6 protein-coding genes are annotated in these 10,070 nt (G+C 38.5%); 4 read left to right on the top strand and 2 right to left on the bottom strand.

Annotated features, from left to right (window positions below):
- Positions 1-130 precede the first annotated feature (130 nt).
- Both P20439_RS11190 and P20439_RS11185 read right to left on the bottom strand, forming a co-directional pair.
- Positions 131-619 carry a GNAT family N-acetyltransferase gene (locus tag P20439_RS11190; RefSeq protein ID WP_008112272.1) on the bottom strand — a complete coding sequence of 163 codons (489 nt, stop codon included), beginning with the start codon at positions 617-619 and terminating at the stop codon, positions 131-133.
- Between the two features lie 11 nt (positions 620-630).
- The gene (locus tag P20439_RS11185; RefSeq protein WP_008466862.1) at positions 631-5,352 is read right to left on the bottom strand and encodes a PAS domain-containing protein; all 4,722 of its coding nucleotides are present in this window, start codon (positions 5,350-5,352) and stop codon (positions 631-633) included.
- A gap of 232 nt (positions 5,353-5,584) precedes the next feature.
- On the opposite strand from P20439_RS11185, the gene P20439_RS11180 reads away from it, so the two are divergent.
- The 4 genes from P20439_RS11180 (at position 5,585) to bfr (P20439_RS11165) (ending at position 10,047) form a co-directional block, all read left to right on the top strand.
- Positions 5,585-6,457: a cation diffusion facilitator family transporter gene (locus P20439_RS11180; protein WP_008466860.1), complete on the top strand. Its 873-nt coding sequence runs from the start codon at positions 5,585-5,587 to the stop codon at positions 6,455-6,457.
- A 281-nt stretch (positions 6,458-6,738) separates the two neighbouring features.
- Positions 6,739-8,877 (top strand): TonB-dependent receptor, encoded by a 2,139-nt coding sequence (locus tag P20439_RS11175; RefSeq protein ID WP_008466859.1) that lies wholly within the window; start codon positions 6,739-6,741, stop codon positions 8,875-8,877.
- Positions 8,878-9,097: 220 nt separating this feature from the next.
- Positions 9,098-9,571: a bacterioferritin gene (bfr, locus tag P20439_RS11170; protein WP_008466858.1), complete on the top strand. Its 474-nt coding sequence runs from the start codon at positions 9,098-9,100 to the stop codon at positions 9,569-9,571.
- An 11-nt stretch (positions 9,572-9,582) separates the two neighbouring features.
- Entirely contained in the window at positions 9,583-10,047 is a 465-nt protein-coding gene (bfr, locus tag P20439_RS11165) for a bacterioferritin (RefSeq protein WP_008466857.1), read from the top strand.
- The last annotated feature ends 23 nt before the right edge of the window (positions 10,048-10,070 follow it).

Genomic DNA, 10,070 nt, shown 5'->3' with positions numbered 1-10,070 from the left:
GGGCAGCGCCTGTTTGGCATTGATGCTGCGTTATCGCCTATTTATGGGGAATAACCACACCACTTAGGCTCTGCCTTGCCTAAATACCAAACAGACTGCTGCAAATTTAACCTTAAAAGGTCAACAGACCCTAATCTTTGTTTGCAAAATCAATCAATGCTTGGCCCGTTAAACGATAAATAATCCATTCATTTTGTGGCTCAGCCCCCATGCTATTATAAAAATCAATCGCAGGTTTATTCCAATCAAGTACCACCCACTCAAAGCGGCCACAGTCTTTGTTTATTGCTCTGTTTGCCAGCTCTTTCATAATGGCTTTACCAGCGCCATTTCCACGGCTATCTGGGCTAACATATAAATCTTCTAAATAGAGACCATTTTTACCTAACCAAGTAGAGTAGTTGTAAAAATACACGGCAAAGCCAATTGGCTCATCGTCTTGTAAACATATTAAACTATGCGCTGTTGCGCCGTCGCAAAACAGGGTGTTTAAAATGGCTTGCTCATCGGTTTTTACTGCATCAGGCTCTTTTTCGTATATGGCAAGTTCATTGATAAAGTGTAAGATTGTTTTTGCGTCACTAGGCTTTGCATCGCGAATTTCTATTGCTTTGTTCATTGTTTATAACCTTAAAAATACTGTTCTAATTTTTGTTTTAAAACGTCTAGTTGAATTGGTTTACTTAAATAATCGTCCATTCCGGCATCAATACAACGCTGTTTGTCAGATTCCATCGCATTAGCGGTCAAGGCAATAATTTTAATTGCTTTATGTTGCTCCCCTGCCGCATTGTTCCTTATTGCGGTGGTGGCACTGTAACCGTCCATGACTGGCATCTGACAATCCATTAATACAAGGCTAAAATGCCCTTTTTCATGAGCGCTGAGTATCTCTATTGCTTGCTGACCGTTCTCTGCCACTGTCACTTCGCAGCTCAATTTCTTTAACATTAAAGTGGAGACTTGTTGATTAATAGGGTTATCTTCGACCAGTAATATTTCAGCCGGTTTATCCGCTTCGTCTTTTCGCATTGACGCAATAAAGCCAGGCGTCACAAGCGGAAGAGCCTGCTTTTGCGGATTATTGGCAATAACTGAAAGCGCTGAAATTAAATCTGCCGTGGTCACCGGTTTTGGAAAATACGCTTGAAAACCTGCATCAGAGTAACGCTGCGCATCTTCCATACCCGCAATACTGGTCATCATGACTAATGGCATAGGTTGATAATTAGCATCCGCTTTTAATATTTTACACAGCTCAATACCATCCATATCTGGCATTTGCATGTCTAATACAGCGATATCATATACTTTTTGTTGGTTTTTAATTCTATTTTCACACATTTCAAGCGCTTGTTTGGCATCACTTGCTAATTCAACATGTGCTCCCCAATGCCCTAACTGCTCACTGATCACTAATCGATTTGTTTGGTTATCGTCAACCACCAAAATAGTGAGCTCATTAATATTTACATTGGGTACATAGCGCTCTTGCTCTTCCCCTTCCTCAAGTATCATTTGTGCAGTAAACACACTGCCTTTGCCTATTTCACTGCTAACACTAATGTATCCACCCATAAGTTCACATAACTGCTTGCATATAGCGAGCCCTAAGCCTGTACCCCCATATTCTCGGGTGGTTGATGCATCCACTTGGGTAAACGGGCTAAACAACTGTTTTTGTTTTTCTTTACTTATACCTATTCCAGAATCTTTTACACTTACCTTAAATTCAAGCCCTTGATCAGTCGGCTTTATCGACGCGCTGATCACCACCTCACCTTGACTAGTAAATTTAACCGCATTACTGAGTAAGTTGGTCAAAACTTGACGAATTCGACTAGGATCGCCTTTTAGATGCGAGGGCTCTACAGCAACTAAATCTAAAATAATTTCTATGCCTTTGCCTTGCGCACTCAAAGCTTGAGCCTCTGCAACATACCCAATCAGATCACGGGCATTAAAGTTAATGCTTTCTAATTCAACTTTACCCGCCTCAACTTTTGAAAAATCTAAAATGTCGTTAATAACCGCTAATAAAGAATGCGCACTTTGTTTGGCTATACCTACTTTGGTTTCTACATGTTTAGGCAGTGGCTCTAATTGGATCAGCTCGAGCATGCCTAACACCCCATTCATTGGGGTGCGAATTTCATGGCTCATGGTGGCTAAAAATTGGCTTTTAGCTACTCCAGCTTCTTTTGCTTGAACAAGCGCTACTTTTAATTTTTCAGCGGTTTGCTTACGGCGTTGAGAAACTAATGAACTGCCAACTAAAGTAGCCAAAGAGCGTAAATAGGTTTCTTCACCTTGGGTCCAATGACGTGGCTCACCAACGGTTTCTACACATAAAATACCTAAATTACCATCACCTGTTGCGATTACCGCATCAAGCATCGATTTAACATTCAGCGGAATAGCGTAACTATCAATAAAGTCGCTAGTAGCGGCATGGGTATACACATCATCAATGGCAATTAAATTTTGTTTATAAATTGCATCATAATAGGCGGGGTATTGCTCCACACTCAGCTCACTATTTGAATGAACATGCCCCTCACCTTTTATGTATAAACTGTGACAGAGCATTGCATCGCGTTGCTCATTAAAAATCCATACTGAGGCACGGTCAACATCTAACACCTCACACATTGATTTTACCGCCAGTAATTTTACTTTATCGACGTCGCTACTTTGCACCTCAGGAGAAACCGTAAGTGTGGCTAAGCTTTTATTATATCTATTGGCTTTTTCGCTTTCTAATTCAAGCCGCTTGTGCGCATCTATATTTTGAAACGAGCCAAAAACACGAACACATTCGCCTTCTTTAAATTCAGCTTGCCCCATCGATTTAACCCATATTTCGTTTCCTTTATGGGTGAGTATAATAAGTTCTACACTCCAACTTTGACCGGTTGTAATCGCCTTTTCAAATAGCGTCTCAATAATTTGTCGGTGCTCACCTGACTTATAAAAATTTATTGCGGTGGTAATTTCTGGCTCATAATCGCTAGGCACATCATGAATAGCTTTAACTTCATCAGACCAATATACAGCATTGGTGTTTAAGTTTATTTCCCACGCACCTATTTGCCCTTGTTTACTCATTGATTCAAGTAAATCTTGTTGTCGAGCAATTTTCAGCTGCGCTTCGTGACGCTCAGTAATATCAAGTATAAATCCATCGAGGTAGGGCACGTCTTCATTGGTGTCATAAATGGCTTGGCCTTTGTCGTTGACCCAACGAATGCTGTTATCGTTGGTAATTATTCTGTACTCTATGGACCAAGAACGATGCTCTTGTACACACTCTCTAATTTTATTTTTAACGTCAGTGCGATCATCAGGATGAATAATACTAATAAAACTATGCTGTTGATTATTTATTAAGGCGGTAGGCTCGTACCCTGTTATTTCACTTGTTTGTTTACTCATGTAGATCATGGTCCACAACGCATCATATTTACAGCGATAAATAATACCGGGGATATTACCCACCAATGTAGCAAACTGATCGCGACTGCTTTGTAACTGTTCTTGGGTCGCTTTTTGTTCAGAAATATCTAAATGTGTACCAATCATCCGTTTTGGAGAACCATCGCTATTATATTCAACCACTTTTGCGGTATCTAACACCCAAATCCAATGCCCTTGTTTATGTCGCATCCGCGCTTCGCAAACATAATGTTCGGTTTTACCGGCAAAATGTGCCTGTAATTTTTGGTTTGAAAGTACTAAATCTTCTGGGTGTGCATACTTTTGCCACGTTTCAATACTGGTTGGCGTTAATTCACTGAGTGTATAACCGATGATCTCCGCCCAACGTGAATTAAAGGTAACCTTGCCCGTATCAATGTACCAATCCCATATGCCTACTGCGGTTGAGTCAATGACAAGTTCCAGCTGTGTTTTATGTTGCTCTAATTCTATTTCTTGTAATTTAAGCGCGGTAATATCTGTACGAATTGCAACATAACTGTGTGCCCTACCATCATTATCTACAAAAACAGCAATAGTGGTATCTACCCAATAAAAACGCCCATCTTTAGCTTTATTACAAATTTGGCCATGCCAAATTTTGTCTTTTTTAAGCGCCTTATACATATTTTTAAAGAACGCTTTAGGGTGCACACCTGAATTTAAAATACGGTGATTTTCGCCAACTAACTCGTGGTGTTCGTAGCCACTAATTTTGCAAAATTTGCTATTGGCAAACGTAATCGTGCCTTTTAAGTCGGTCACCGCAACAATAGCATGCTCATCTAATGCACTTTTTTGCTGCGCTAATTGCTTTAACGCATTTTGTAATGAAGTTGCTTGTGTATGATATTGACGATGCTGTTGTTGCTGCACATTAATTAATAACTGTAACTCATGTGGTAAATGCGCAAATTCGGCATTGCTTTTAAGTAATGCTGGCGTTGTATTTTCATCAGTAACATGAGTAAGTTGATGTAATGGCCTAGATAAACGTCGGTGACTCCACCCTAAAGCACTCATAATCAAAATAATCACAACTAGTACGGGAATAACGTGCATGGTTAAAAAAGGCTGAAACTTGCTAAACACCACAGGCTTAGTTACAACTAATTGCCAACTTTGGGCGTTTAAAAAGTTTAACTTCGTGGTTGTTGCAGCATGTAGCTGTTTGTTTTTATCGGTATACTCAAACATCGGCAAAGCCATTAAAGATGGCTCAAAAGGCAAAGTTAATAGTTGATTTAAGTCAGAATCGACTCCTTGAGCGTTATTTTTATAAAATATATAAAAGTCGGCTTGGGTATTTTGCATAACCTGTAATTTGAGATAACGTAATAATTTTGCCACGGAAATATCAATAAGCAGCACAGCGTGTAATTGCTCATTACTATTAAAAAGTGGCGTTGCAATAATATGAAAGGTTTGTTTATCGACTGCAAAAGAGCGAAACACAGCTTTTTGGCTGCTATTTAGACGAGTAAAAATAACGTTTATATCGTCACGGTTAATAGCGCTAAAATAGTTTGTGTTGAGTGATGTAAATTGTTTTGGTTTTTCTATTAACTCAATAGCATTAATATAGGGGTGTAATTTAATATAGTCATCAATTAAAGGCGACGTTAACGCGTTAGTTTGTGCTGAGTCACGAGTTAATAGCTCTGCTAATTGTTGGGAGTTATTTAACCGCTCAACAAACCAAGTCTCTGCTAATTGCTTAGCTATACTACTGAGCTGGTTAAGCTTTGCAGAATCATCAAGGGTTCGACTATTTTGCACTTGCTGATGGTTTATAAAAGCCATTATAGCCAAGGGTACTAGGGCAATAACGATAAAAATAATGGCTAACTGATGTTGAATTGAGCGTGTTTTCATAATTAATTATACTAACCTACAGGCCATGCTTTTTACTTAGCCGCTTTTATCTTTTCGTTATAAAGCCATTAAAGCATAAAACCCGCCTATTACAACATAACACTTTATAATCAATATTAACTTATTGTTAGGTTTAGACTAATTGCGTACAAACCATAAATTCTCTTTAATAACCGCTTTAAAGTTGTCATGATGAGCATACAGAGTATCAACAATAAATGGGCAACATAATATGGGGCATGAACACTCTCATAGTCATGTAGATGACAGCCACAGTGATAAACAACTCGCCTTAGCCGTTTTTATTAATGTACTGCTTACTATAGCTCAAGTTATAGGTGGTGTATTTTCAGGCAGCCTTTCATTAATTGCTGATGCGCTGCATAACTTAAGCGATGCGGCAGCCATATTTATAGCGCTTATTGCTCGAAAAATTGGCAAAAAAAGTGCTGATAGCACGCACCATTTTGGCTACAAACGCGCTGAAATATTAGCCACACTTTTTAACAGTACAACCTTAATTGTGATTGGCTGTTATTTAATTTTTGAAGCAATTAGCGGTTATTTAAACCCGCAACCTATTAATGGTTGGATTATTGTGTGGGTGGCTGCAATAGCCCTATTTATTGATTTGTTAACCGCTTTATTAACCTACAGAGCCGGTGCTAAAAATAACATGAATATAAAGGCGGCGTTTATTCATAATGTCTCTGATGCGATGGCCTCTATTGTGGTTATTATTGCCGGTACCTTAATTATTTTATACCAGTGGTATGTGGTTGATTTAATAGCAACTATATTGATATCACTGTATGTTATTTATCACGGCGTATTATTACTTAAAGCCAGCTGCAGCATTTTAATGCAGGCAGCCCCCCTTGATTTTGATCAGCAACTTATCAGTAAAAAGTTACTGCAACAGTTTGCCATCGCTCAAATACATTCAATAAAAGCATGGCAACTTGACGATAACACCACACATTGTGAAATTGTTTTGCAAACAGATACACCTATTGAGCTTAACGCCATTAAACACTATTTACATGACGAGTTTGCAATTGAACACTGCATTATTGAAGTTGTTCGCCCCGATTTGCCGATATAAAACTTCTTGTAATTAATATGCACTACACGTTTATTACTTATGTTTACAGCGACTTATAACCGCTGTAAACACATGCAATATAGCTAAACAAAATAACCCCGCTGTAAGTTACTCAATCAGTTTTTTCTAACGCAACTGCGTATTACAATCACGTTGGCATTGTAATTCAAATCATACATGCAAATAAAAACAATTATCATTAACCTTGCGTTTACTTTGTATTACTTTTAATATTGCGCCACTTATTTTTACAACTAAAATCATTCAAACTTAGGACCCGCATGTTTAAAACATCTTTGAGCTTAATAGCATTAGTAGTCAGTGGCGCCAGTATTGCAGACGATTCAACAATCCAAAGAAATTTAAATCAATCAGAAATGGAACACGTGATTGTTTCGGGTAGTCGTGTTTTTGAGAGTATTGATGAGGTTCCAGCTTCTATTACTATTATTAGTCAAAAACAGATAGAAGCGCATTTAAAAGTTAACCCTGAATTACAAAGTCTTTTAGCACAAATGGTTCCAGGCCTAGCACCAGACACCGGAAGCTCAAGCAATACAGGGCAAACTCTGCGTGGTCGTGCACCACTGATCATGATTGACGGTGTGCCACAATCAACGCCACTGCGTAACGGTTCATTAGGAATAAAAACCTTAGATCCGAGTTCAATAGGCCGAATAGAAGTCATTAAAGGAGCCACGTCTATTTATGGTAACGGCGCATCAGGCGGCATTATTAACTATATTACCAAGCAAGCGCAAAGTGATGGAAAAACCCAAGGTGAAATAAGCTTATCGAGCCGCTTTAGTGCGGTAAAACTTGAAGAAAGCGCAGGCGCAAGGTTATCTGCAGCATTGAATGGTCGTGCAGATAAATTTAGCTACTTAGTAACTGCAAGCTATGAAGAAAACGGCGTACAACGCGATGCCAAGGGCGATATTCTCGGTTTGCAATATGGTTTATCTGATGCCGTTACACAAAACTACTTTACTAAGCTAGGGTACGACTTTGATGATGAAAAGCAGCTCCAGTTTAGTTATAACTACTTCAGTTCACAACAAAAAACCGACTTGGGTGATGTTGTTGGCGATATGAACTTAGGTGAAAAAACTTACGCTATTCACGTGCCGTCAGAATTACAAAAACAAGGTAAACCACAAGGACCAGAAGGCAACGAAAATATAACCTTAAAATACACCGACTACGCACTGCTTGAAAACACACAAATGACGTTAGACCTCTATACGCAAGATATAGAAAATGTGTTTTTCTTCTCTCCAAACCTTGCCAATCCTGAGGAAAATTATCAAGGTGGTCAATCAGTTATAAGTTCAGAAAAAAAAGGCGCCAGAGCAACTTTTAATACCCAAGTAGACTTTAACTCAGTTGAAGCTTCATTTATTTACGGCATTGATGCGTTAAATGATATTACTTCACAGCCACTGGTTGATGGTCGTGTTTGGGTGCCAGAAATGGACATGAAAAGTATCGCAGGCTTTTTGCAAACAAAATGGGTTATTGCTAATGACTTAATTATAAAAGCCGGTGTACGCAAAGAAAATATCGACCTTAGCGTAGATGATTATCGCACGCTTAAATTATGTAAAACGGCCACGCAATGCTCTGTGCCAATTAGCGTAAAAGGCGACACGGTTGATTACAATGCTACGACCTATAACGTGGGCATTAAATACAATCTAGATGAAAAATTCAGCCCCTTTTTAAACTACTCACAGGGATCTGATATATCAGATATTGGCCGCCTACTTCGCTCTGCTACCGTAAACGATATTGGGCTTATTCAAACACAGGCTTCAATTATCGATAATTATGAAATTGGTTTTAATTCTCAATTTGATGCAGTTCGTTTAGAAGTCGCAGCATATCGAAGCACCTCTGAGCTTGGCACTACAAACAAATTTAATGAAGTAACCGGTGTTTATGAACCGGTTAGAGCACCTCAAGAAATTTGGGGTTATGAAGCCTTAGTAGACTACACCATAAGCCCATCCCTTAAATTGCTGGCAACTTATAGTTATGTAGAAGGTAAAAATACTGAAGCCGATATATATTTAGGCTCTAAGCAAATCAGCCCACCAAAAGCCACAGCCAATCTTAACTGGCAACCTACGGACACCCTGTCATTAACATTAAGTTACTTGTATGTGGGTGATAGAAAGCGCTTTGAGCCTAATGATAATGGTAAATATGTTGGCGATCAGGGACCTGTCGATAACTACACGGTTTTTAATTTAAGTGGTCAGTATCAGTTTGCAGACAACTGGAAAAGTTTTATCGGGATAGAAAACCTATTTAACCAAGACTACTTCCCTGCCCGTGCGCAATCTTACACCTATGGTGGATACAACATTAAAGGTTTAGGTACCACGGCCACAGTAGGTGTTACTTATCAATTTTAATCACTTACGCGTTCATACTTTTTCGGTATGAACGCACTTATACCCTCAACTAACTTGCTGATCTAAAATACAAATAACAACATGCCTATTTATCAACCAGCAATGCAAACTTAAACGAGAATCAAACTCAATATTAACCATATGATTTATAAGTAAATTACTTGCAATTCTGTGCCTATATACTAGACTAGCCACAATTAGAATTTTTAGGATAAGCGCTATGAAAGGTAATCAAAAAGTAATCGACGCCTTCAATACATTGTTAGCTAACGAATTAGCTGCTATTGACCAGTATTTTATTCATTCTCGTATGTACGACGATTGGGGCTTAAACAAACTTTATGAGCGTCTTAACCATGAAATGGAAGAAGAAAAAGACCACGCTGACTGGCTAATTAAGCGTATTCTTTTTTTAGAAGGCGTACCAAACATGACTAAACGTCGTGACCTGTTAATTGGTAACGATGTAAAAAGCATGATGCAAAACGACTTAACCTTAGAACTTGAAGTGGTTGAGTGTGTTAAAGAAGTTATTGCTATCTGTGAACAACAGCAAGATTATCAATCTCGTGAAATTCTAGAAAAGCTATTATTTGATACCGAAGAAGATCACGTTTACTGGTTAGAGCAACAACTGGGTCTAATTGACAAAATTGGCACTCAAAACTATCACCAAGCTCAAATGGGCGAATAAGGACTTACATTATGAAAGGCGATAAAGACGTTATTGCAGCGCTAAATAAAGTACTTGCTAATGAGCTTGTGGGTATTAACCAATACTTTTTACATGCACGTATGTTTAAAGATTTTGGTTTTAGCAAACTAGACAAAGCTGATTACAAAGTATCGATACAAAAAATGAAAAACGCCGATCGTTTAATTGAGCGTATTTTATTTTTAGAAGGCTTACCAAACCTTCAAGATTTAGGACGTTTACGTATTGGCGAGAACAGCGAAGAAATGATTGCCGCTAACATGAGCTTTGAACTTGATACTATCGATGAGCTGCGTGCAGCTATTAAACTGGCTGAAAGTAAAAAAGATTACATTAGCCGCGAAGCGCTCGATAACATTTTAAATGAGCAAGAAGAACAAATTGATTGGCTAGAAACACAACAACTGTTGATTAAAAACACTGGCCTTGAAAATTACTTACAGTCGCAACTGTAAAGTAAAACCATAAATACAAAAAA

The sequence above is a fragment of the Pseudoalteromonas sp. BSi20439 genome (assembly GCF_000241165.1).
Lineage (GTDB): Bacteria > Pseudomonadota > Gammaproteobacteria > Enterobacterales > Alteromonadaceae > Pseudoalteromonas.
Note: the sequence above shows the minus strand (reverse complement) of the source record. Positions and strands in the feature narration are given on the sequence as shown.

Bases quoted from the DNA above. Each gene is read 5' to 3' on its own strand.
- P20439_RS11190 (WP_008112272.1), bottom strand. From the start codon at position 619: ATGAACAAAGCAATAGAAATTCGCGATGCAAAGCCTAGTGACGCAAAA.
- P20439_RS11185 (WP_008466862.1), bottom strand. From the start codon at position 5,352: ATGAAAACACGCTCAATTCAACATCAGTTAGCCATTATTTTTATCGTT.
- P20439_RS11180 (WP_008466860.1), top strand. From the start codon at position 5,585: ATGGGGCATGAACACTCTCATAGTCATGTAGATGACAGCCACAGTGAT.
- P20439_RS11175 (WP_008466859.1), top strand. From the start codon at position 6,739: ATGTTTAAAACATCTTTGAGCTTAATAGCATTAGTAGTCAGTGGCGCC.
- bfr (WP_008466858.1), top strand. From the start codon at position 9,098: ATGAAAGGTAATCAAAAAGTAATCGACGCCTTCAATACATTGTTAGCT.
- bfr (WP_008466857.1), top strand. From the start codon at position 9,583: ATGAAAGGCGATAAAGACGTTATTGCAGCGCTAAATAAAGTACTTGCT.